Source organism: Kribbella shirazensis (assembly GCF_011761605.1).
Taxonomy (GTDB): domain Bacteria; phylum Actinomycetota; class Actinomycetes; order Propionibacteriales; family Kribbellaceae; genus Kribbella; species Kribbella shirazensis.
In genome coordinates, this window is the sequence record NZ_JAASRO010000001.1 from 7129694 (window position 1) to 7153341 (window position 23648).

Below are 23648 nucleotides of genomic sequence, written 5' to 3' on the forward strand. Positions count from 1 at the left end.
GGTTCGGCGTCGGGGCGCCGGCCTGCTTTCGTGTGCCCCCGCGGAAGGGGGAGAAATGCCGAGGAAGGCCAACGGGCGAGCGGACAAGCACCGCGACGACTACCGGATGCCGGGCGAGGCCCCGGCGACCGAGTCGAACGGGCACACCGCGAACGGACAGCCCACGGCGGACGGCATGCCGGCAGCCGGCGCGCCGGCAACCAGCAGTAGCAGTGCGGCCGGCGGATCACCCGCGGCGACCATGGGCGGCGGCGGATCACCGGCCGCGAACATGAGCGCCGCCGGATCGCCCGCCTCGAACATGAGCGGTGGCTCGCCCGCCTCGAACATGGGCGGCGGCTCGCCCGGCGGTCTCGGGATGACGGGTGGCGGCACGGCAGGCGGTGCCGGTATGAGCGGCGCGGCCGGCGACGGGCGAACGGAGTACCCGACCCGGCGCCAGTGCGGCGTGATGGACGTGCACCGCCGGCTGTTGTCGACGTCCGCGGAGTACGCCGCGGCGCGGTCCGCGCTCGAGAACGCGACGATGGACTACGTCTCCCGCCAGGAACGTTTCACCGGGATCGCCAGGATCCCCTGTGTCGTCCACGTCGTCTGGAACACGAACGCGCAGAACATCTCGCAGGCCCAGATCGACAGCCAGCTCGACGTCCTGAACCGCGACTTCCGCGCCACCAACCCGGACACCAGCATCGTGCCGGGCGTGTTCAGCGGCCTGATCGCGGACACCCGGATCGAGTTCTTCCTGGCCACGGAGGACCCGAACGGAAGCCCGACGAACGGCGTCACCCGGACCCAGACCAGTACGGCGAACTTCGGCACCGACGACCGCGTGAAGTCGAGCGCGACCGGCGGGATCGACCCGTGGCCGACCGACCGGTACCTGAACATCTGGGTCTGCCAGCTCGGCGGCGGCCTGCTCGGGTACGCGCAGTTCCCCGGCGGTCCCGCGAACACCGACGGCGTGGTGATCCTGCACAGCGGGTTCGGCACGAACGGTACGGCGGCCGCACCGTTCGACCTCGGCCGGACGACGACGCACGAGGTCGGTCACTACCTGAACCTGTTCCACATCTGGGGCGACGACGGCAGCGGCTGCAGCGGCAGCGACGAGTGCGCCGACACGCCGAACCAGGCCGGCCCGAACTTCGGCGTACCGACGTTCCCGCACGTCACCTGCAGCAACGGGCCGAACGGCGACCTGTTCTACGACTACATGGACTACACCGACGACCGCGGCATGGTCATGTTCACCGCCGGCCAGGCGGAGCGGATGCAGGCCACGCTCGACACCGTCCGCCGGGACCTGCCGGTGTACGAGGTCGAAGGGACGCCGGAACCCGCCGGACCGGTGGTGTCGTGGGGCGCGAACCGGCTGGACGCGTTCGTGCTCGGCACCGACCTGGCGATGTATCACAAGTGGTGGGACGGATCGGCCTGGGGACCGTCCGTCGCCGGTTACGAGTACCAGGGTGGTATCTGCATGAGCGCTCCTGAAGTCGCGTCCTGGGGGCCGAACCGCCTCGACGCGTTCGTCCTCGGCACCGATCGCGCGCTGTACCACAAGTGGTGGGACGGCTCCGCGTGGAACGGCTACGAGTACCTCGGCGGCATCTGTATGAGCCCGCCTCGCCTCGCCACCTGGGGCGAGAACCGGCTCGACGCGTTCGTGCTCGGCACCGATCGCGCGCTGTACCACAAGTGGTGGGACGGCTCGGCCTGGAACGGCTACGAGTACCTCGGCGGCATCTGCATGAGCCCGCCGGAAGTCGTTGCCTGGGGCCCCGATCGGCTGGACGCGTTCGTGCTGGGCACGGACAACGCGGTCTACCACAAGTGGTGGGACGGCTCGACGTGGAACGGGTACGAGTACCTCGGCGGCGTCTGCGCCTCGCCACCTCGGGCCGTGGCCTGGGGCGAAAACAGGCTCGATCTGTTCGTCATCGGGACCGACTCGGCGCTGTACCACAAGTGGTGGGACGGCTCGTCCTGGAACGGTTGGGAGTACCTGGGCGGTGTCTGTACGACAGCACCGACCGTGGTCTCGTGGGACGCGGACCGGCTGGACGTGTTCGTCCTCGGGACGGACTCGGCGCTGTACCACAAGTGGTGGGACGGCTCGACCTGGAACGGGTACGAGTACCTCGGCGGGATCTGCACCGACGAGCCGCGGGTGGTCTCGTGGGACACGAACCGCCTGGACGTGTTCGTCACCGGCACGGACAAGCAGCTCTACCACAAGTGGTGGGACGGCTCGGCCTGGAACGGGTACGAAGCGCTCGGCGGCACCATCAGCGACTTCAAGGTGACGGTGCCCGAATCGCCCGCGTCGATCGAACAGGCGGTGCAGCTCTGACCACGACACCGACCGGCCGCTGGACGCATTCCTTCGAGGAGGACCACGAAGGAATCAGCGTCTATCGCCGCGACGACTTCGCCTTCCCGCCGGCCCGTGGCCGGCGGGGGGTGGAGTTCCGCCCGGACGGCACGTTGGTGGAGTACGCGATCGGTCGCGGCGACGCCCCGGAGGCTCGCGCCGCGGGCCGCTGGGATGCCACCGGCCGGCTCGCCCGCGGCCAGGGCGGCAGCGGCCGGATCGTCAGCTCCACCCCCGACCGTCTCGAGATCGCCTGGCAGGAGTGAGCCCATGACCAGTGGACCTGTGCGCTATCTCGTCGTACCGACCGCGAATGCCGCCGATGACGCGCGGTCGGCACGGTTCGGCGAGAAGACCATTCTCTGGGTGCCGGCCGGCCAGCGGCTCGGCCGCGCATCCCGGACCGTTCCCGGCCTGCTGCTCGTCACGCAGGTGGGCCGGAGTTTCCAGGACGAGTACCCCGACGTCACGCCGCTGCTCGATCGCGGCCGGCACCTGGTGATCTCGTCCGCCGACAGACCCCGCCGTCGCTCCAACCACTGCTGGCGGATCGACACCCTGCGCCCCGGGACGACGATTGTCGACAATCCAGTTGTCACCAGTGCGCGGGTCGACCCGACCATCTCGGGTCTGGTGGCCGACGTGTCGGCGTCGTCGTACCAGAGCGACCTCACCTGGCTGGCGAGCCTGCCGACCAGGCATTCGCTGAGTACGACGTTCACGCAGGCGATGGACTTCGCCGCCGACCGGATGATTGCCCTCGGCTACCAGACGTCGCGGACGCCGGTCACCGTCGGCGCGGGACAGTCGGCGAACCTGATCGGCGACCGGACCGGCGCCGGATCCGATCGCGGTCTGGTGATCGTCACCGCGCACCTCGATTCGATCAATCTCACCGGCGGTCCGGCCGCGGCGGCGCCCGGTGCCGACGACAACGGCAGCGGTTCGGCCGGGGTCCTCGAGCTCGGTCGATTGTTGACAACCCGATTGTGGAAGAACGACATCAGGTTGATCCTCTTCGGCGGCGAGGAGGAGGGCCTGTTCGGCAGCAAGCAGTACGTCGCCACGCTGCCGCCGGCCGAGCGGGCCCGCGTGCGCGCGGTGCTGAACATGGACATGATCGCGACCAGGAACACCGCGACGCCGACGGTCCTGCTGGAGGGTGCTCCGGTCTCGTCTCCGCAGATGAGTGCGCTGGCGACCGCCGCGGCGACGTACACCGGGCTGAAGGTCGAGACCTCGCTGAACCCGTTCGCCAGCGACCACGTGCCGTTCATCACCGCCGGGATGCCCGCGGTGCTGACGATCGAGGGCGCGGACAGTGCCAACGGTCACATCCACTCGGCCAACGACACCCTGAACTTCATCGACTGGTCACTGGCCGCGGAGATCCTCCGGATGAACGTCGCCGCACTCGCCGGCTGGCTGGAACCCGTCACCGCCCGCCGCCCACAACCAGCAGGCTCCGTCGTCTCCTGGGGACCGGGCCGTCTGGATGTGTTCACCGTCGGAATGGACTCCGCCCTGCGCCATAAGGCCTACGACGGAACCTGGCACGACTTCGAGTCGCTAGGAGGTGTTGTCCTAAGCTGACAGGTATGTGGAGCCCGAATGCGCGTGACGTTGGCGGACTTCCGACCCGGTACGGGGTGCCGACGCGCGCGGGGGCTCTGCTTCGTTGTGAGTTCCCGACGGCCGCCGAGGACGAGTTGCGTGAGGCGGGGCTGGTGCTCGATCTGCGCTCCGATTGGGAGCTGAAGCAACGACATCCGCTCGACGGCGCACCGGAGTACCAGCGGATCCCGTGGATCGATCCGGCGGCCGAGGCGCGCCGGGTCCCCGAGGACGAGCCGCGGCTGCTCGATGTCTACCGCAACAGCCTGACCCGCAACGCCGCGCACATCGGCCGGATCTTCACCGCGATCGCCGATGCGCCGGCGGACCGGCCGGTCGTGGTGCACTGCAAGGCGGGCAAGGACCGGACGGGTCTGACGGTCGCTCTGCTGCTCGAACTCGTCGGCGTACCGCGCGACCAGATCGCCGCCGACTACGCGATCAGTGAGAACAAGCTGGGCCTGCAGGACGGACCGGAGTTCACACGGACCCGGCCGGAGACGATCCTCGGATCGCTCGAGCACATTGACGCGCTGGGCGGAATCCACGCCTACCTGACATCACTCGGGTTGAGCCCGGCCCGCATCCACCGGCTCGCGGCGCGGCTCCTGCCGGTCGACGTCCGCGCGATCGTGTTCGACTTCGACGGTCTGCTGATGGACACCGAGACGACTCTGGTCGAGAGCTGGCAGGCCGAATGGGCCCACCACGGCCTGGAACTCGACCTGGACGACTTCTGGCCCGGCCACGGCGGCGACATCACCGAGGAGCGGTACGCCGTCCTCGCCGCGGCCGTCGGCGACGGGTTCGACCGCAGCCAGAGCCACGCCCGGCGCCTCGCTCACCGCGAACGGCTGCACGCCGAGCTCGACTTCCGGCCGGGCATCCTCGACTGGATCACGACCGCGCGGGAGCTGGGTCTCCAGGTCGCGATCGCCAGCAGCTCCCCGCGGACCTGGGTCGCCGGTCATCTCGAACGGGTCGACGCCGTCCACCTCTTCGACCACGTCGTCACCGGCGACGAGGTCAGCGCCCACAAACCCGATCCGGCGATCTACGACCTCGCCCTGCAGCGTCTCGGCGTACCGGGGGTAGCCGCGATCGCCGTCGAGGACACGCCCCACGGCGTCGCGGCGGCGCAGGCGGCCGGGATGTACGCGGTCGCCGTACCGAATCCGTTCGTCAGCCAGGCCGCGGTCGGGGGCGCCGACCTGGTTCTGGGCAGCGCTGACGAGATTTTGCTCAGCGAACTGCTTCTTTCGGCGGGGTCGAAAGGGTCGACGCTCGTAACTGAGTGACCTAATCTGCTGACTCTCTGTAGGTTTCCAACTGGAGGGTGATCAGATGCGGAAACTCCTAGGCGCGGTGGCAGCGACCGCGGCGGCAGCGGCCGGCTTGACGGTCGCGGCACCGGCACAGGCATCGACGGCTCAGACGGCGGCGTGTGACCTGGTCACGGGGAGGTCGGTCGGCTACAGCGCGAACATGCTGTACGTCGCTGTGGGCCTGGAAGGCTGCTCGAACAGCGTGACCGAGGTCTGGGTCGAGCTGCAGAAGGGCGACAGCGCGAGCGGTCCGTTCACCACCGTCGCGGAGGCGCCCGCGTACTCCGGCGGCGGCGCCTGGTTCGACGGCGGCACCGGCTGCGGGTACTACATCGGCGTAGCCCACTGGCAGGACCAGACCGAGACGACCCCGAACCCCACCTACCACTGCAACTAGGCGTCGTGGGGGCCTGAGCGGCCCCCACACGTCACACCACGGACAGCGGCAGGAGCTTCTTGCCGGTCGGGCCGATCTGGATCTCGGTGCCCATCTGCGGGCAGACGCCGCAGTCGAAGCACGGGGTCCAGCGGCAGTCCTCGACCTCGATCGCGCCGTCCTCCTCGAGCGAGTCCTGCCAGTCCTCCCACAGCCAGTCGCGGTCCAGCCCCGAGTCCAGGTGGTCCCACGGCAGTACTTCGGCGTACTCGCGCTCCCGCGTCGTGTACCAGGCGAGGTCGACCGGCTCGTCCGCGAGTGCCTTCTCGGTGCACTCGATCCAGCGCTCGTACGAGAAGTGCTCGCTCCAGCCGTCGAACCGGCCGCCGTCGCGCCAGACCGCCTCGATCACCCGGCCGACGCGCCGGTCGCCGCGGGACAGCAGTCCCTCGATGATGCCGGGCTTGCCGTCGTGGTACCGGAAACCGATCGCCTTGGCGTACTTCTTCTCCGAGCGGATCGCGGCACCGAGCTTGGCCAGCCGGGCGTCGGTCTCCTCGACACCCAACTGCGAGGCCCACTGGAAGGGCGTGTGCGGCTTCGGCACGAACCCGCCGATCGACACGGTGCACCGGATGTCGTTGCGGCCGGACACCTCACGGCCGGTCGCGATCACGCGCTTGGCGAGGTCGGCGATCGCCAGCACGTCCTCGTCGGTCTCGGTCGGCAGACCGCACATGAAGTACAGCTTCACCTGCCGCCAGCCGTGGCTGTACGCCGCCGCGACGGTCCGGATCAGATCCTCCTCGGTGACCATCTTGTTGATCACCTTGCGCATCCGGTCCGACCCGCCCTCGGGCGCGAACGTCAGACCGCTGCGCCGGCCGTTCCGCGAGAACTCGTTGGCCAGCGTGATGTTGAACGCGTCGACCCTTGTCGAGGGCAACGAGAGCGACACGTTGCTGCCCTCGTACCGGTCCCCCAGGCCCTTCGCGACGTCCGCGATCTCGCTGTGGTCGGCCGACGACAGGCTCAGCAGGCCGACCTCCTCGAACCCGGACTGCTGCAGGCCGTTCTCGACCATGTCGCCGATCGTGGTGATACTGCGCTCGCGCACCGGGCGGGTGATCATGCCCGCCTGGCAGAACCGGCAGCCGCGCGTACAGCCGCGGAAGATCTCCACGGAGTACCGCTCGTGCACGGTCTCGGCGAGCGGCACCAGCGGCTTCTTCGGGTACGGCCACGCGTCGAGGTCCATGACCGTGTGCTTCGCGGTCCGCCACGGTACGCCGGGACGGTTCGGGGTCACGCGCTGGATCCGGCCGTCCGGCAGGTAGTCGACGGTGAAGAACTTCGGGATGTACACGCCGCCGGACTTCGCCAGCCGCAGCAGCACCTCGTCGCGACCGCCCGGGCGGCCCTCGTCCTTCCACTCCCGGATCACCTCGGAGATCGCGAGCACGATCTCCTCGCCGTCGCCCATCACCGCGGCGTCGACGAAGTCCGCGATCGGCTCCGGATTGAACGCGGCGTGACCGCCGGCCAGCACGATCGGGTCCTCGTCGGTCCGGTCGACGGCGTGCAACGGGATACCGGCCAGGTCCAGCGCGGTCAGCATGTTCGTGTACCCGAGCTCGGTCGAGAACGACAGCCCGAACACGTCGAACGCCCGGACCGGCCGGTGGCTGTCCAGCGTGAACTGCGGGATCTGGTGGTCCCGCATCACCTTCTCCATGTCCGGCCAGACGGAGTACGTCCGCTCGGCCAGGATGTGGTCGCGCTCGTTCAGCACCTCGTACAGGATCTGGACACCCTGGTTCGGCAGGCCGACCTCGTACGCGTCCGGGTACATCAGCGCCCAGCGCACACTGACCGCGTCCCACTCCTTGCTGACCGAGTTCAGTTCACCACCGACGTACTGGATCGGCTTCTGCACGCTCGGCAGCAACGCCTCCAGGCGCGGGAACAGCGATTCGACAGTCATAGCGAGAAAGGATGTCCGTCCGGGTCGGGAAAACGAGCGTCTACCAGGGTAACCGCGACCGGTCGCGCGTCAGAATCGCTCGGCCTCCGGACGATGCCGCGTCCTCTGTCAGGCGGGGAGCAGCTGCGGCGCGCCGGCCGGGACGACGAACCGACGGCCGATGCCGATGGGCGCGCCGAGCCGGGTGACGTACGGCAGAACTTTGAAGTCCGCGGTCAGCTCCTGCTTCGTGATCGCCATGGACACGTAGCCGCGGCGGTTCTGGATGTACTTGATGTGCGGGTTCTCTGCCAGGACGGTCGGGCCGCCGTTGACCGTGTCCGAGCCGTCGCCGTTGCTCGACACCGAGGTCGTCACCAGCTCGACCCCGACCGTCGCCGAGTCCGGGTCGTGGAAGTCGGCCTTGAGCTCGTTGGCGAAGTGCAGGTGCACGTCGCCGGTGAGCACGACCGCGTTGCTGACGCCGGCGTCCTGCCAGCCCTGGACCAGTGCGTTGCGGTCGGCCTGGTACCCGTCCCAGCCGTCCGATCCGACGGTGGTCACAGAGCCGGCGGTGATGTCGCGCTTGGCGAAGAAGACGCCCTGCGCCATCAGATGCCAGGCGTCGGCACGCCCCTGGAAACCGTCCAGCAGCCAGGACTCCTGGCGGTCCCCCAGGATGGTCCGGGTGGGGTCGGCCTGGACGGGACCGTCGGCGAACCACCAGGTGCGTCCGCCGTCGTTGTGGGCCTGCAGATCGCGATACTGCCGGGTGTCGAGCACGTGGAACGTGGCCGTGCGACCCCAGTCGAACCGGCGGAACAGCTGGAGCTCACCGTCGGGGCGCAGTGCCGACGGACGCAGCGGCATGTTCTCCCAATAGGCCTGGATCGCGGCGGCACGGCGGACCCGCCAGGCATCGGTCGGCACCCCGTCTCGGGGGTAGAGCCCGGCCCAGTTGTCCTGGATCTCGTGGTCGTCCCAGGTGACCAGCCACGGCGCGGTCTGGTGGAGCTGCTGCAACTGCGGCTCGGACTTGTAGAGCGCGTAGCGACGGCGGTAGTCGCCCAGGGTCAGACAGGTGGAGCCGGGGTGCACCCGAAAGCGGCCGGCGACCCCTGCGCCCTCGTAGATGTAGTCGCCGAGCTCGAGGACCACGTCCGGCAGTTCCTCGGCCGCGTGCCGGTATGCCTCGAAGTAGCCGCCCTCGTAGTGGCTGCAGGACACCGCGATCGCCCGGCACGGCTCGTCGCTGTTCGGCGGAGGGAGGGTTCTCGTCCGAGCGGTGGGCGACACATGACCGAAGGCACGGAAGCGGTACCAGTACTCACGGGCGGGTTCGAGTCCGTCGACCTCGAGGTGGATGCTGTGCCCCCATCGGGGATCCGCTGCGGTGGTGCCTCGCCGGACGACCCGGTTGAACCGAGGGTCCGCGGCCAGCTCCCACTGCACCTCGAAGGCGCGCTGCGGCATCCCGCCGCTGCCGTCCTCGGCGATCGGATCGATCGCGAGGCGGGTCCACAGGAGGATTCCGGTGCTCGTCGGCTCACCCGACGCGACCCCGAGCGTGAAGGGGTACGGATCGGAGGCGGACGTGGTGGGTACCGCGGCGGTCGCGGAGGAGGCAACAAGACCGCTCACGCCGGCCCCGCCGGCGACAGCCAGCGATGCTCCGATGAACATCCGACGGGACAGTTGGCGGCGCTTCGCCGCGTTCGCTCGCCGGTCGGCCGGAACGAATGTCACCGGGCCCTGCAGTTCGTCAGTCACAGGCGTCCTCTCTCTCGCGGCAGTACCGCGGTCTCCGGCGGCCGGGACGACTGCGGACGTGGCCACCGTGAACGGCGCGTTCACGCTCTCAGAGCCCGCCGAAGGAGTCAATAACTTTCGGCAGAACCCGAGAAAATAGGGTATAAATTTTCGTCTATGAGCAAGCCGCCGTTCACCGAACCGCTGACCACCGGGCTCGCTGCCGGCGTCCGGCGCGACTCAGCGAGCCGAACGGCGCACGCGGCCGAGCGCCTCGTTCACCCGGGTCAGCGCGGTTCTGGACTCGTCGAACCGGCACACCAGGACCGCGGCCGACAGACAGTCGGCCAACCACATCTCCACGTGACGCGTGCTCAGAACGCCGGTGCGGAGCGTCTCCTCCCGCACCACGCTGCGCAGCACGATGTCCGCCCGGCCGCCGATCGAGGACCCGGGATCACTCGTCAGGGCAACCGTCAGCGCCTCGCGCGCGACGGCCTCGGCCAGGACGTGCTCGGCATCCTCGGCGGCGCCGCTCTGCGAGATCACGAGGAAGACGTCCCCGGCTTCGGCGTTCGCCATGTCGATGACGGCCTCGCGCGGGTCGCGGAACGCGATCGCCGGGACTCCCAGACTGCGGAGCTTCCCCTGGAGGTACCGCGCCACGGACCCTGCGCCACCCATGCCGAAGATGCGCACCTGGCGCGCGGCGAGGATGGCCCGGGCGACCCGCTCCAGGTCCCCGGCGTCGAGGAAGCGGCCCGACTCGATGATCATCTGGGCGTACGCCGCCGTCATCTTCTCGATGATCGTCCCGAGGCTGTCGTCGGCGTGGATGTCGCCGCTGAGCTCGTCGCGTCCGGCTCGGCCCCGGTCCTCGGCGGCGGTGGCCAACTCCAGCCGCAGCTGGGAGTAGCTGCTCAGACCGAGCGCACGGTAGAAGCGTGTCACGGTGGCCGGCGACGTGCCGAGGCTGTCGGCCAGCTCCGTGATCGTCATCTGGGCGGCGGCGATGGGATGTTCGACGGCGAACCGCCCGAGGCGCTGCTGGGCCCTCGGCATCCCCTCGAGAACGGCCTGGACGTGGGTCAGGAACGCGGCGCCACGGGGCGCCGGCCGATGGCGCTCAGCCGTCATGGGAGCCCTCCTCGATCACGCGTCGAACGTAGACCATCGCGACGGGTCCGGGCACGCACACCCGGACCCGGCACGCCGTACGCAGCTCCCCCGAGCTCACGGCGCCCCACGGCTGACCCCGGAGACGACCGATGAACCTGACACGAGAAGACACCGGCCGCGACGCCGGCGCACACGCCATGGCCGCGGCGCCGCCACCGACGCGGCTCATCGTGGTGCGCCACGGTCACACCGCAATGACCGACGCCCGGATGTGCAGTGGTGGCGGCGTTCCCGGCCCACCCCTGAACGCGTCCGGCCGCCAGGACGCGCTGCAGGCGGCGGCGGCACTGGCGTCCGCCGGTGCGGTGGCCGTCGTCGCGTCGCCGATGATCCGCACCCTGCAGACCGCCGAGGTGATCGCCACGGAACTGGGCGTCGAGGTCCACGAGGACGACGACTGGCGGGAGTGCGACTTCGGGCGATGGGAGGGACTCACCTTCACCCAGGTGCGGGAGCGGTATCCGGAGGCCGCCTCGCGATGGCTCCGTTTCCTGAGTGCCGCTCCGCCCGACGGGGAGTCGCTCGCGGAGGTCGCGGACCGGGTGACGCGGGCACGGGACCGGGTGGTCGGCAGCCATCCGGAGCGCACCGTGGTCGTCGTGACCCACTCGGTCGTGATCCGTTCGCTCATCCATCTGACCCTCGAAGGAGCACCGGTGGCCATCGGACGGGTGCAGCCGGCGCCTGGATCGATCACCGAACTGCACACCGGCGCCGACGGTGAATGGACCCTCCATTCGTTCGGAGCCCGACCGTGATCCCCGTGGAGGAGTCAGTGCTGCGCATCGCGTCGTACAACATCCAGGACGGCGGTCATGGCCGTCTCGAGTCCATCGCCGCCATCCTGCGGGAGCTGAAGCCCGACGCGGCCGCGATCGTCGAGGCCAACAGCCGGTCGAACGCCGAATGGCTCGCGCGGGAGCTTGGGTACGACATCGTCTTCGGCCACGCGAACAATCCGTTCCACATCGCCTGGATCACCCGCCGGCCGATCCTGGGACACCACAACCACCGGCACCCGGTGCTCTCGAAGACCCTTCTCGAGCTCGACATCGACTGGGACGGGCAGCCGCTACAGCTGTTCGCGACCCATCTGACGCCGCTGCTCCGGCAGGATCGGGAGATCCGCCGTCTCATCGAGGTCGAGGCGCTCCTCGACGTCGTCCGTTCACGTCCGGACCAGCACCGCATCCTGGTCGGCGACTTCAACACGACGAACCCGTCCGCACCGGTCACGCGGATCCTCGACGACGGCTTCATCGACTGCTACGCCACGGTGAACCCGGGACAGGACGGACTCACCCATCCGACCGACACCCCGGCCTGGCGCATCGACTTCATCTTCGCCGGCGAGTCCCTCGCCGACCGGCTCCGGTCGTGTCAGGTCCACGCGGGCGACGACCTCGTGCCGGCATCCGACCACTTCCCGGTCTGGGCCACCTTCACCTGAGACTCCCGCCCGTGCCCGGCAGTCGTCAGCAGTTCCAGACAGCAACAGAGCATGCACCAGCCGAACCGCGCCCTGCCCCGGACCATCAGCGATCGGGCTTCGGCGGTAGCACAGATGCCAGTACACCGACCATCGCGTCCCGGCGCTCCCACGTGCAGTCCACCGGCTGATCACCGCACTGCACCATCAGGAGCTGACCGACCTCGCTGAACTCGGTGAACACTCCAGACGCCTCCAGCGCGCCTCGTCCCCCGAGCAACCGGAGATGTTCCGGCCCGAGCAGGATCCGCCAGGCCGGCCCGCGGACGCTGGTGCGCGGATCCCGCCGTACAAGGGAGGACGTCCCAGCGAGCGATTCGTACCGCGACTGACCGTCGCCCAGGTACAACCGCCGCGCGGCGTCGACCCAGCCGCCGACAACCGGCAACGTCTCGACCGCACGGCCGACCAGTTCGCCGACGAATGGTCCTGGGACGAATGAGCGCAGCGGATCGGAGATCTTGACGGTCAGATGCGCGGGCAAGCTGTACAGCCGCTGATCCGCGGCGAGCTGCGCACCGATCAGCAGGTCGCCCCACGGATCGATTCCGCGCATCTGCCCGAAGCCGTTCGCCACCCCGCACGTGACCTTGATCGACGTCAGCTCCCCCGCCCGCAGGCGCCGCTGCACCCGGCGCCAGGCCTTGTCGTCCGCGGCGGCATTCGCGTGGCGCCCACGTGCCGACTTGTAGACCAGTGTCGGAACGAGCGCGTACCCAGGCACGGCACCGTCGCCGAGATGCACCGTCCCGCCCCGCTCGGCGTAGGCCGCCGTCACTGGTGTCAGGAGCAGATCGCGCGCGTGATCAAGCCAGTCCGCGACCTCATCGACACGGGCCAGCAGGTCCGCACCCATTGCGAGTTCGATCCCGACGTGCAATGGATCGGCGATCGAGTGCTGCCACCCCTGGCTCCTGGTGTGGTCGGCGAAGTCGTCCCGCGCCGCGAGTCCGTCCAGATAGTCCGGTGATACTTCGACGTTCAGCCGCAGTCGATGCTCGTCCGCCGGACGGCCTTGTACGCCGACATTCGCGCGGGCCCAGGCGACTGCTTCCAGGAGACCACCAGCGTACTGCGACGGCACCTCCACCCAGTCCACTCCGAGGTGTTCGGACACCCAGGTCCGCTCGGTGTCGCGGCCGTAGCTGCTCAGCATGATCGGCGGATCGAAGGCGACGAACACGGTCCCGTCGAGCGCGACCAGTGCGGGCGGCTCGCCGAAGGTGTCCAGCCAGAACTCAGCGACCAGCCCGCGCCACGCGTCGGAGCTGTGGTCGATCGCCGCCGCGAGGACTCCGGCCATCGTGGGTCCTCCAGGAGAAGGCTCGGTTGGTCGCGGCTCGCCGAACGGACGGCCGTCGGCGTCGACCGTGGGATCGAGGTCCTGATGTTCCACCGCACTGTCGTCGGCGACGATGCCGAGTGCCTCCAGTACCTCGCGGACGCCTTCTTCGGCGAAGGTGTAGCCGCATTGGAGGATCGCTGCCAACGCCGGTGCGTCGACCTCCGGCAAACCGGCCTCCATGGCCCAGGCCTGGATCAGGTGCGTCGTTTCCTCGGCCCGTCCGGGCAGGCTGTCCTCAAGCTCGAGAGCGTCGACAGGCCGCTCCTCGAACGCGGCCAGCGTGGCCTCGCCGTACACCCATCTCCAGGCGCGCTCGCCGGCGACCAGGCCGCTGATGTCCGCAACGTCGCTGTCGAAGATGTGCGCGACGACAGCATGACCGGGACCGGGATCCCAGTCGCCGCCCCTGGCCAGCGGGAGTTCCCACCAGACCCAGCCCGGGACGGTCTTGCTGTGCCGGGCATACGCCGCGGGTGGATCCTCATGCTCACGCCCGATCATGTACGTCGCCCAACGCCCCACCGTGGCCTCCCTCGCTGATGTGGGTGGGAGCGTAGCGGCAGCGGCGGACAGTCCTCAGCCGAGGTGCGCGAGCAGCAAGGGGTTGACGATGTCCGGGTGGGAGTAGGTGACCAGGTGGGCGGCGTTCTCGATGATTTCGAGGTGGGCGCCGGGGATCTGGCTTGCCAGGGGTACGACGGTCTCCGGCGGGACGGACTTGTCGGAGTCGGCCGTGATCAGGAGGACCGGGGCGGTGATCGTGGAGAGGCCGGGGAGGAGGTTGGTGGTGCTGAGGGCCTCGCAGCAGGCGGCGTAGCCCTCGTCGGGGCAGTCGAGCAGCATCTCGCGGATGGGGTCGAGGTCCTCCTTGAAGTCCGGGAGGAACCAGCGGCCGAGGGTCGCGTCGGTGATCGACTGGGTGCCTTCGGCACGCACCTGGGCGGCCCGGTCGATCCACAGCTGCGGGTCCGCGGCCGGGTTCGACGGTGGGCAGATCAGCGCGAAGCGGTGGAAGCGGTCCGGTGCGTTCTGCGCGAGCCACAGGCCCACTGCGCCGCCGAGCGAGATTCCGACGTACGACGCCTGCTCGACCTCCAGCGTGTCCAGCAACTCGACGACGTCGCCACCGAGGTCGTCGATCGTGTACGGCCCGTCGGGCGCCTCCGATCCGCCGTGCCCGCGGTGATCGAACGCCACCACCCGGAACCGCTGCGCGAGTACGTCGACCTGCGGCGCCCACATCCGCTGATCCGCACCCAGCGACGACCCGAGCAGTACTACGGGCGCATCGGCCGAACCTGTCTCCACGTAGTTGAGTCGCATACCCCCACCCTACGTAAAGCGTTGACGACAAGCCCTGGGGTCGCTGAACAAGCCACGGCGTGTTCCCAGACCCCGGCGCTTGTCGCAGACGTGGAGTCAGAGCGGCATGATCGTCGTGCGGCGGTGGTGCTCGAAGACGACCGAACTGCGGATGTCGGCGATCTCCTGGCGCTTCGCGAGGGCGAGGACCAGGTCCCGGAGGGCCTGGGTGTCCTTGACGGCGACGTGCGCGAGGAAGTCGGAGCCGCCCGAGACCATGAACATGTCGAGCGTCTGCGGCAGGTCCATCACGTACGCCTGGAACGCGGTCGCGACGGCCATCGCCTGCGGCCGGAGCTTGATCGAGATGATCGCCTGGGTCGACCGGTCGATCGCCTGCAGGTCGACCGCCGCGTGGTACCCGCTGATCACGCCGCGATCGCGCAGGCCGCGGATCCGCTCCAGGCAGGTCGACGGCGCGATCTTGAGCTCGGCCGCCATGTCCCGGTTCGTCCGGCGGGCGTCGTTCTGCAGCATCCGCAGGAGCGCCGTATCAAGTTCGTCCATGTCGGCCAGTTTCGCAGATCCACCGAACGATGTTCGGAAGAATGCGGGAACGCCCGGCCAGAACGCTAACGTGACCGCCGTGCTGACGAACAAGATGGTCGTGATCATCGCGACCGACGCGCCGATCGGCGTCGCCCTCAACACCGCCGCCCTGCTCGGCGTCGGCCTCGGACGCCACCACGACGACACCGTCGGGCCCGACACGGCCGACGCTGACGGGACACCGCACACCGGTATGTGCGCGTACCCGATCCCCATCCTCCGCTCGGACGACCTGGGCGCACTCCGGGCCCAGGCCGCCGCGCGGCCCGAGGTCACCGTCCACGACATGCACCAGGTGGCCCAGCAGGCCCGGACCTACGACCAGATGTCCTCCACACTCGCAGGCACCAAGCCCGAAGACATCCAGTACCTCGGCCTGGCGCTCTACGGCCCGCGCTCCGCGATCGACTCCCTGACCGGGGCCCTACCCCTCTACCGCTGACAGCTTCTCCGGGTTCGCCTGCAGGTGGATGGCGATGATCCCGGAGCCGTCGGTGTGCAGCGTGAGGACGTGGGGCTCGCCGCGGACCAGGACCTTCACAGCGGGCCCGGTGGCCAGGTCGACGGGGGTGACGGTGACGCCGGGGCGCGTGTAGATGTGGGCGAAGAAGTGGGCGACCTTCTCGCGGCCGGTGACGGGTCGGCGGGCGGCCCGGCGGCGGCCGTCGGAGTCGGTCCAGGACGTGACCGACTCCTTCAGCATCGACTCCAGTCGGGCGAGGTCACCGTCGCGGGCGGCCGCCACGAAGTCCAGGAGCAGGCGGCGTTGCTCGGTCGCGGACGGGCGGAAACGCGGCCGGTCGTCGTCCAGCGCCTGCCGGGCCCGGCGGAACAGTTGCCGGCAGTCGTCCGGCGTACGGTCGAGGATCTCGGCGATCTCGTCGTACGGGAGCGTGAACGCGGTCCGCAGTACGTAGACGGCGCGCTGCGGTGGGGTGAGCCGCTCCATCAGGTGCAGGAGCGCCAGCGACACGTCGTCGAGCTCGAGTGTGTCGGCCGGCACCGGCTCGGGGAGCCACTCGCCGATGTAGCTCTCGCGGCGCGCCTGCCGGGTTCGCAGTACGTCGACCGACAGCCGCGTCACCACCCGGGTCAGGTAGCGACGCGGCTCGGCCACGTCGGTGCGGTCCGCGGCAGACCAGCGGACGTACGCGTCCTGCAGCACGTCCTCCGCGTCGTGCCAGCTCCCCAGCATCCGGTACGCGAGCCCGGCGAGCATCCCGCGTGCCGACGCGAACTCGGTCAGGGTGCTCGTCAGGCCGCGACCTCCGGCTGTTTCCGGGTCGCGATCATCAGGCGGTTCCACAGGTTGATCATGCCAATCGCGAGCAGTACGTGCGCGGTCCCCTCGTCGCCGAACTGCGCGACGGCGGCGTCCCACACGTCATCGGGTACGCCGCCGCGCCCGAGCAGCGTGACCGCGTCGGTCAGGGCCAGCGCGGCCCGCTCGCGCTCGTCGTAGAACGGCGACTCGCTCCACGCTGCCAGACCGAACAGGCGCTGCGTGGTCTCACCGTCCTTGAGGGCGTCGGTGGTGTGCATGTCCACGCAGAACGAGCACTCGTTGACGATCGACGCGCGCACCTTGATCAGGTGCAGCAGCGTGTGGTCGACCTTGCTCTGGGCATAGCTCTCCACGCCGAACACGGCCCGGAAAGCGGCCGGAGTGACCTTGCTGAAATCCATCCGTTGTTCCATGCCAACACGACGGTCCGTCCCACCGCCGGCGTGACGACGAGGGGTGTGACACCAGTCACGCGGTCTTCAGGACCTGCCGGGCCTTGATCACCGCTGTCTCGGTGGCCGGGTCGAGCTCGGTGCCCTGGCCGGCCAGGACGCCGACGGAGAGGATCACGTCACCGACGCCGGTGACGACGGCGGCGTACTCGAGACCGCGCTTCGGACCGCTGGTGCCGGTGAGGCGGAACGCGAAGGGCTTGGTGCCGTACGCCGGGGCGGTGATCTCCTCGACCTTCATGGTCGTGTTGCCGGAGCCCTCCGTCTTCAACGACACCTTCGTGCACGAGTCGACCGCTTCGGCGTACGCGTCGCGGAGGTCGGTGACCTCGTCGGCGGTGCCCATCGAGTCGAGGCCGTAGTCGATGTACGGGCCCTCCTGGCCGCCGGTGAAGGTGCGGGACACGCTGGCCTTCGACCCTGGTGCCTTGGTGGCGTTCAGGTATTTCACCAACGCCTTGCAGCGGCTGGTCGGCGCGGAGAACGGCTTGGAGTCCGGGTCTTCCTCGTCGTTGTCCTCGGAGAATCCGGTCGGCAGGTCGGCGAGCTCGAGCAGCGCGCCGGTGAGCTCGGTGGTCGACCGGGTGACCGGTGCGGCAGGCGCCGACGGGGTCGCGCTGGGGGTCTGCGACGGCGTGGCGGCGGGCGGCTGGGCGGCGTCCTTCCTGTCCTCACCACCACAGGCGGTCAGAGTCAGCGCGAGGGCGGCGGCGAGCGCAAGGTACCTGGTCATGGGCCTTCCGAGGGCTCTGGGCGGGGCCGAGCAGCCAGCAGCGTACCTGACCGGTCAGGTGGCTCCTCAGTCAGTACCGGTGTGAGCGCAGGTGGATGTTCTGCAGCAGGCCGACGGCCAGCAGGCAGGCAAACATCGACGAACCGCCGTACGACACGAACGGCAGCGGCAGGCCGGTGACCGGCATGATGCCCAGCGTCATGCCGATGTTCTCGAACGCCTGGAACGCGAACCAGCAGACGATCCCGGTCGCCACCAGCCGGCCGAACGCGTCCCGCGCGGTCACCGCGATCCGCAGCCCGCGGAACAGGATGATCGCGAACAGCACGATGATCGCGCCGGCGCCGATCAGCCCGAGCTCCTCCCCCGCGACCGTGAACACGAAGTCGGTGTGCTGCTCGGGGACGAACGCGTTCTGCGTCTGGCCGCCGTGGAACAGGCCCTGCCCGAACACGCCGCCGTTGCCGATCGCGATCCGCGCCTGGTTCACGTTGTAGCCGATGCCCTGCGGATCCGACGACGGGTGCATGAACGCGGTGAAACGGGCGATCTGGTAGTCCTTCAGCACCTGCAACTGGATCGCGATCGCCGCGATCAGCACGCCCACACTGAGCAGCCCGAGCATCCAGCGTTTCGGTACGCCGGACACCGCGATGATGCCGAACACGATCGACCCGAGCACCATCACCGTGCCAAGGTCCGGCTGCAGCATCACCAGCACCACCGGTACGGCGGCGACCGCGATCGCCTGCGCGACGTCGATGGTCCGGGCGTCCTCGTTGCGGTCGGTCTCGCTCTTCTCGGCGATCAGCAGCGCCATGCCGACGATCACCGCGAGCTTGGCGAACTCGCTCGGCTGGATCGACATGAACGGCAGCTGGATCCAGGACCGGGAGCCGTTGATGGTCGATCCGACGCCGGGCACCAGAACCAGGATCAGTCCGACGATCGAGGCGGCGTACAGCACCGGGGCGAGGATCCGGACCCGGCGGTGGTCGGTGATCGCGGCGCCGACCGCGAGGACCAGGCCGATCGCGAAGTTCAGCGCGTGCCGGATCAGGTAGGCGTCCGGGTTGCCGTCGGTCAGCGAGGTCCGGTTGTGGGTCGCGGACCAGATCAGCATCGCGCCGAGGAACGACAGCGCGACGACGCCGAACACCAGGACCCAGTCCACGTGCCACATGGTCGAGCGCCGGTCCATCCGCGGACGGGTCCGGATCGGGGTCAGCAGCGCCATCTCACTGCTCCGGCTTCTCGGGGCCGGGCGGCGGCGCGGGCTTGACGTTGTACAAGGTCTCGTAGATCTTGCGGACCGCGTCACCACCCGCGCCCGAACCCGTACCGGCCTGGCTGATCATCATCACCACGGCGTACCGATCGGTGTACGACGCCAGCCACGAGGTGGTCTGCTTGCCGTAGACCTCGGCGGTACCGGTCTTGGCGCGGACCGGGATCTTGTCGAGCGGGAAGCCCTGGAACTTCCACGCCGCCGTACCGGTCTTGGCGGTCTGCTTCAGCGCGTTGTCGATGTAGCGCAGGTTGTTCCTCGGGACCGGGAGCTTCGCCTTCACGGTGGGCTTGATCTCGTGCGGCTTGCCGTTCGCACCGACCCAGGACTGCACGACCCGCGGCTCGTACAGGGTGCCGCCGTTCGACAAGGCGGAGTAGACGGCCGCGAGCTGCACCGGCGTGACCGTGGTGTCACCCTGGCCGATCGCGAAGTTCACCGCGTCACCGGCGCGGTACTTGTACCCGTCGACGCAGAACTCCCGGGAGAACTGCTTCAGGAACGCCGACGTCCCGGCGGGCGGGTTCTCCGCGATCTTGCAGTAGTAGGCCTTCTGCGCGTCGTAGTACGTCTTCTTCCACTGGCGGTCCGCGATCCGGCCGCTCACCTCACCGGGCAGGTCGATCCCGGACGGCGTACCGAACCCGAACTTCTTCGCCATCTCGACCAGCGGGTCGCGGGTGTTCACGTCGCTGGAGTTGCCGCCCTCCTTGAGCCAGAGCGCGTACGCGATCCGGTAGAAGAACGTGTCGCAGGACAGCGCCAGCGCCTGGTCGAAGCCGATCATCCCGTACGACGCGGACTCGTAGTTCTTGAACCGGCGGTTGCCGACCTCGAAGTACGACGAGCAGTCCAGCCGCGTCTTCGGGCTGTACCCGGCGGACATCGCGGCCGCGGTGGTGATCGGCTTGAACGTCGACCCCGGCGCGAGCTGGCCCTGCAGCGCACGCGAGACCAGCGGCGTCCCCGACTTGGTGGAGTACAGCGCGTCCAGCTCGCGCTGGGTGATACCGCCGACCCAGACCCCCGGGTCGTACGTCGGGTAGCTGGCCATCGCCACGATCCGGCCGGTCTTGGTGTCCATCACGACCGCGGCGCCGGAGTCGGCGACGTACTTCTTCTTGGTGATCTTGTCGTACTGCTTGCGCGCGGTCAGGATCGCGTTCCGCAGCTGGGCCTCGACCGAGGCCTGGATCCGGGCGTCGATCGTGGTCACCAGCGTCGCGCCGGGGACCGGAGCGGTCTGCTTCTGGACGCCGGTGGTGTACCCGACCGCGTCGACGATCACGTCCTTCCGACCGGGCGCGCCGCGCAGCAGCTTGTCGTACGAGCGCTCGACGCCGGCCCGGCCGACCAGGTCCGACCGGTGCGGGACCGAGTCCTGCCCCGCCTTGTCCATGTCCTCGAGCTCCTCGGTGGTGATCGGCGACAGGTACCCGAGGATGTGCGCGGCGTTCACCTTGTACGGCGCGGAGTACGCGCGCAGCGTCTGCGTGTCCGCGGCGATGCCCGGGAAGTCCTCGCGGCGCTCCATCACCTCGATCGCGACCTGCTCGCTGACGTCCTTGGCGACCGGGATCGGCTGGTACGGCGTACCGTTCCAGCAGGCGGGCGGTTTGGACGCGCCGGGCTCACCGCACAGCATGGTGCGGGCCTTGAGGTCCTTGGGCTTCTGGCCGAGGACCTTCGCGAGACGGGCGAGGACGACGTTCTGCTGGCTGTCCGGGAGCTTGGCGAGCACCGAGCGGTCGACGGTGATCATCACCGAGACCCGGTTGCCGACGAGCGTCCGGCCCTGGGAGTCGACGATCGTGCCGCGCGGGGCCGGGATCAGGACCTGGCGGATGTGCTGCTGGGTCGCCGCCTGCGTGTAGTCGGCGTTCGACATCACCTGCATGTACCAGAGCCGGCCGAACAGCGTGCACAGCAACGAGAAGACCAGGACCCCGATGACGAACAACCGCATCCTGGCCTTGAGCGGCGCCTCGAACCCGTCCCAGCTCATGGTGCGACCCGGCGGCGCTCGCGGGCCGGTTTGACGCGGCCCATGATCCACATGACCAGCGGTATCACCACGATCGCGCCGACCACGTCGTACCCGGCGGCGATGCCGAGGCGGACCCCGAACTCGCTCCAGTCGACGGTCGGGTCGTGCAGCAGCGAGCCGGTCGCGCTGTACAGGAAGAACGAGATCGCCGTACCGAGCACGACCGTCAGCGCCACCCCGAGCGGCCCGACCGGCCCGCTCGACGTCCGCTCCCGGCGGATCAGGCCGGCGACGTACCCGGCGATCGCCAGCGACAGCGCCCAGCGCCCGGCCGTGTGGTCGGCGGGCGGTACGACGTCCAGCAGCAGACCGCCGGCGAACCCGGTGATCGCGCCCCACTCCGCACCGCGGGACAGCGCCAGCGCGATCACCACGATCAGCGTCAGGTCACACGTCACGCCCGCGACCGCGACGTTCGTCAACACGGACGTCTGCACGGTCACGGCGATCATCAGGAACAGGGCCGCCAACCCGATACGCAGTGCGATCACGTCAGTTCCCCTTTCCGGTGATCTGCTGGCGGGGCGGCCGGGCCGGCGGGCCGGTCACCACGCCGACGGTGTCGATCCGGGTCGGATCGACGTACGGCTTGATGGTCGCGGTGGAGCCGAGGGAGCCGACGTTGCCGCTGACCGCGGTGACGACGCCGATCGGGACCCCGGGCACGTACGGCGCGTTGCCGCTCGAGCCCCAGGTGACGATCCGGTCGCCGACCTTGGGCCGCGCCTTCGGGTCGACCAACTTGTAGTCGAGGGTGCCGGCCACGTCGCCGCGCCCGGACACGAAACCGAGCGCCATCGTCGAGTTCAGCCGGCCGCCCACGGTCGAGCTGCGGTCGCCGATCAGCAGCACGGTCGCGGTCCCCTGGGTGGTGCGCACCACCCGCCCGACCAGACCGGCCCCGTTCAGCACCGTCATGTCGGCGCGCACGCCGTCCGCCGTCCCGGCGTCGATCGTGACCGTGTGGCTGAACGTCTGGGCGCCACCGATCCCGATCACCCGGGCCGGCGTCATCGTGTACGCCGGCGCCACCTTGAGCAGCTTGTCCAGCTCCAGCGCCCGGTTGCGGGCGTAGTCGGAGGTGTTCAGCTGCCGGGTGAGCTCCTCGTTCTCCTTCTGCAGTTTTTCGTTCTCGGACTTCAACCTATCCATTTCCGCGAATCGGTCGCGGAGGTTGTCCACAGGCTGCCGGGCCGAGGTCGCGGTCGACTCGAGCGGGCCGAACACGGCGGCCGCGCCCTCCCGCAGCGGTTCCACCGGCGAGCCCGCCGAACGGCGGGCGTCGAGCACGATCAGCGTGAAACAGGCGAGGATCACCAGCGCCAGCACGGACCGGCGCCGGCGGACCTCACGCGGCGTACCGGCCGAGCGCAGCGGCGTCTCGCCCGCCGAACGGAACGCGCTCCGGGTCGACGCGCTCCGGGTGGAAGCGCTCCGGCTCGACGGGCTACCGAGGTCTTTGAGCATCGGTGGACCTCAGCGCCGGTTGTCGGTGACCAGGATGCGGTTGAGGGTCTCGATGTTGTCGACGCACTTGCCGGCACCCAGCACGACCGCGTCCAGCGGGTTCTCGGCGACGTGGATCGGGATGCCGGTCTCGTGCCGCAGCCGCTCGTCCATGCCCTTCAGCAGCGCGCCGCCGCCGGTCAGCACGATGCCGCGGTCGACGATGTCACCGGCCAGCTCCGGCGGGGTCTTGTCCAGCGTCGCCTTGACCGCGTCGACGATCGCGGTGATCGGCTCCTCGATCGCCTGGCGCATGTCGGCCGAGGACACCTTCACGGTGCGCGGCAGGCCGGAGACCATGTCCCGGCCGCGGATCTCGCTGTCCGGTCCGTCGGTGGTCGGGAACGCCGACCCGATGGTCATCTTGATCTGCTCCGAGGTGGCCTCGCCGAGCAGCAGCGAGAACTCCTTCTTGCAGTAGTTCACGATCGCCTTGTCGATGGCGTCGCCGGCCACCCGGATCGACTGGCTGGTGACGATGCCGCCGAACGAGATGACCGCGACCTCCGTCGTACCGCCGCCGATGTCGACCACCATGTTGCCGGTCGCGTCGCGGACCTCGAGGTTCGACCCGAGCGCGGCGGCCATCGGCTCCTCGATGATGTACACCTTGCGGGCACCGGCCATGTACCCGGCGTCGCGGACCGCGCGCTGCTCGACCGCGGTGATACCGGACGGCACGCAGACCACGATCCGCGGCTTGGCGAAGTACCGCCGCCGGTGCACGCGCTGGATGAAGTACCGCAGCATCTGCTCGGCGGCGTCGAAGTCGGCGATCACGCCGTCCTTGAGCGGCCGGATCGCGGTGATGTTCCCCGGCGTCCGCCCGATCATCTTCTTCGCCTCGTGCCCGAACGCCACCGCCTCCTGCGGCTCGTCCGTCCGGGTCGCCACCACGGACGGCTCGTTCAGCACCACACCGCGGCCACGTACGTACACCAGCGTGTTGGCCGTCCCCAGATCGACCGCCATGTCGCGGCCCAGCATGCTGTTCGCCACCGCGACACCT

The 23648-nt window shown here is 69.4% G+C and carries 22 protein-coding genes; 8 read left to right on the forward strand and 14 right to left on the reverse strand.

Translation table 11 applies throughout. The features are described 5' to 3' along the window. The first annotated feature begins 55 nt into the window (after positions 1 to 55). The 5 genes from BJY22_RS34095 (at position 56) to BJY22_RS34125 (ending at position 5713) form a co-directional block, all read left to right on the forward strand. Complete coding sequence (locus tag BJY22_RS34095) at positions 56 to 2356, forward strand: DUF8189 domain-containing protein (RefSeq protein ID WP_238350542.1); 2301 nt, start codon at positions 56 to 58, stop codon at positions 2354 to 2356. A 110-nt stretch (positions 2357 to 2466) separates the two neighbouring features. Further along, positions 2467 to 2643: a hypothetical protein gene (locus tag BJY22_RS41240; protein ID WP_202891381.1), complete on the forward strand. Its 177-nt coding sequence runs from the start codon at positions 2467 to 2469 to the stop codon at positions 2641 to 2643. Between the two features lie 4 nt (positions 2644 to 2647). Continuing rightward, entirely contained in the window at positions 2648 to 3970 is a 1323-nt protein-coding gene (locus BJY22_RS41245; protein WP_202891382.1) for a M28 family metallopeptidase, read from the forward strand. A 5-nt stretch (positions 3971 to 3975) separates the two neighbouring features. Next, positions 3976 to 5289 carry an HAD-IA family hydrolase gene (locus BJY22_RS42690; protein ID WP_272954840.1) on the forward strand — a complete coding sequence of 438 codons (1314 nt, stop codon included), beginning with the start codon at positions 3976 to 3978 and terminating at the stop codon, positions 5287 to 5289. Positions 5290 to 5335: 46 nt separating this feature from the next. Continuing rightward, a complete protein-coding gene (locus tag BJY22_RS34125; RefSeq protein ID WP_167215309.1) occupies positions 5336 to 5713 on the forward strand; it encodes a hypothetical protein in 378 nt (125 codons plus the stop codon). A gap of 31 nt (positions 5714 to 5744) precedes the next feature. On the opposite strand, the gene BJY22_RS34130 is transcribed toward BJY22_RS34125, so the two are convergent. The 3 genes from BJY22_RS34130 to BJY22_RS34140 all read right to left on the reverse strand — a co-directional run bounded on the left by BJY22_RS34130 (position 5745) and on the right by BJY22_RS34140 (position 10541). Continuing rightward, positions 5745 to 7676 (reverse strand): TIGR03960 family B12-binding radical SAM protein, encoded by a 1932-nt coding sequence (locus BJY22_RS34130; protein WP_167215312.1) that lies wholly within the window; start codon positions 7674 to 7676, stop codon positions 5745 to 5747. A 108-nt stretch (positions 7677 to 7784) separates the two neighbouring features. Continuing rightward, positions 7785 to 9425 (reverse strand): alkaline phosphatase D family protein, encoded by a 1641-nt coding sequence (locus tag BJY22_RS34135; protein ID WP_202891383.1) that lies wholly within the window; start codon positions 9423 to 9425, stop codon positions 7785 to 7787. Between the two features lie 219 nt (positions 9426 to 9644). Then, positions 9645 to 10541, reverse strand: coding sequence for a MurR/RpiR family transcriptional regulator (locus tag BJY22_RS34140; protein ID WP_167215315.1), 897 nt, complete (start codon positions 10539 to 10541; stop codon positions 9645 to 9647). 131 nt (positions 10542 to 10672) lie between these two features. On the opposite strand from BJY22_RS34140, the gene BJY22_RS34145 reads away from it, so the two are divergent. Together BJY22_RS34145 and BJY22_RS34150 are read left to right on the forward strand one after the other, a co-directional pair. Continuing rightward, positions 10673 to 11341, forward strand: a complete 669-nt coding sequence (locus BJY22_RS34145; protein ID WP_167215318.1) for a histidine phosphatase family protein — start codon at positions 10673 to 10675, stop codon at positions 11339 to 11341. A 5-nt stretch (positions 11342 to 11346) separates the two neighbouring features. After that, complete coding sequence (locus tag BJY22_RS34150; protein ID WP_167215321.1) at positions 11347 to 12033, forward strand: endonuclease/exonuclease/phosphatase family protein; 687 nt, start codon at positions 11347 to 11349, stop codon at positions 12031 to 12033. Between the two features lie 85 nt (positions 12034 to 12118). Here BJY22_RS34150 and BJY22_RS34155 read toward each other — a convergent pair whose 3' ends face one another. The 3 genes from BJY22_RS34155 to BJY22_RS34165 all read right to left on the reverse strand — a co-directional run bounded on the left by BJY22_RS34155 (position 12119) and on the right by BJY22_RS34165 (position 15286). Then, positions 12119 to 13939, reverse strand: coding sequence for a DUF3396 domain-containing protein (locus tag BJY22_RS34155; protein ID WP_167215324.1), 1821 nt, complete (start codon positions 13937 to 13939; stop codon positions 12119 to 12121). Positions 13940 to 13993: 54 nt separating this feature from the next. Then, entirely contained in the window at positions 13994 to 14740 is a 747-nt protein-coding gene (pcaD, locus tag BJY22_RS34160) for a 3-oxoadipate enol-lactonase (protein WP_167215326.1), read from the reverse strand. Positions 14741 to 14836: 96 nt separating this feature from the next. Continuing rightward, the gene (locus tag BJY22_RS34165) at positions 14837 to 15286 is read right to left on the reverse strand and encodes an Lrp/AsnC family transcriptional regulator (RefSeq protein WP_167215329.1); all 450 of its coding nucleotides are present in this window, start codon (positions 15284 to 15286) and stop codon (positions 14837 to 14839) included. A gap of 79 nt (positions 15287 to 15365) precedes the next feature. On the opposite strand from BJY22_RS34165, the gene BJY22_RS34170 reads away from it, so the two are divergent. Continuing rightward, a complete protein-coding gene (locus BJY22_RS34170) occupies positions 15366 to 15770 on the forward strand; it encodes a DUF2000 family protein (RefSeq protein ID WP_167215332.1) in 405 nt (134 codons plus the stop codon). On the opposite strand, the gene sigJ is transcribed toward BJY22_RS34170, so the two are convergent. From sigJ to mreB, 8 genes are all read right to left on the reverse strand, one after another. Further along, entirely contained in the window at positions 15753 to 16634 is an 882-nt protein-coding gene (gene sigJ, locus BJY22_RS34175; protein WP_202891384.1) for an RNA polymerase sigma factor SigJ, read from the reverse strand. The genes BJY22_RS34170 and sigJ overlap by 18 nt on opposite strands. Further along, positions 16583 to 17014: a carboxymuconolactone decarboxylase family protein gene (locus BJY22_RS34180; RefSeq protein WP_167215335.1), complete on the reverse strand. Its 432-nt coding sequence runs from the start codon at positions 17012 to 17014 to the stop codon at positions 16583 to 16585. Before BJY22_RS34180 ends, sigJ begins: the two co-directional genes overlap by 52 nt. A 67-nt stretch (positions 17015 to 17081) precedes the next feature. Beyond that, positions 17082 to 17798, reverse strand: coding sequence for a hypothetical protein (locus BJY22_RS34185; protein WP_167215338.1), 717 nt, complete (start codon positions 17796 to 17798; stop codon positions 17082 to 17084). 70 nt (positions 17799 to 17868) lie between these two features. Further along, the gene (rodA, locus tag BJY22_RS34190; RefSeq protein ID WP_167215341.1) at positions 17869 to 19035 is read right to left on the reverse strand and encodes a rod shape-determining protein RodA; all 1167 of its coding nucleotides are present in this window, start codon (positions 19033 to 19035) and stop codon (positions 17869 to 17871) included. A 1-nt stretch (position 19036) separates the two neighbouring features. Further along, positions 19037 to 21091 carry a penicillin-binding protein 2 gene (gene mrdA, locus BJY22_RS34195; protein WP_167215344.1) on the reverse strand — a complete coding sequence of 685 codons (2055 nt, stop codon included), beginning with the start codon at positions 21089 to 21091 and terminating at the stop codon, positions 19037 to 19039. Further along, the gene (mreD, locus tag BJY22_RS34200) at positions 21088 to 21624 is read right to left on the reverse strand and encodes a rod shape-determining protein MreD (protein ID WP_167215347.1); all 537 of its coding nucleotides are present in this window, start codon (positions 21622 to 21624) and stop codon (positions 21088 to 21090) included. The genes mrdA and mreD overlap by 4 nt, the downstream gene beginning before the upstream one ends. A 1-nt stretch (position 21625) precedes the next feature. Further along, a complete protein-coding gene (gene mreC, locus BJY22_RS34205) occupies positions 21626 to 22600 on the reverse strand; it encodes a rod shape-determining protein MreC (protein ID WP_167215350.1) in 975 nt (324 codons plus the stop codon). 9 nt (positions 22601 to 22609) lie between these two features. Further along, positions 22610 to 23638, reverse strand: coding sequence for a rod shape-determining protein (mreB, locus tag BJY22_RS34210; RefSeq protein WP_425554054.1), 1029 nt, complete (start codon positions 23636 to 23638; stop codon positions 22610 to 22612). Between the last annotated feature and the right edge of the window lie 10 nt (positions 23639 to 23648).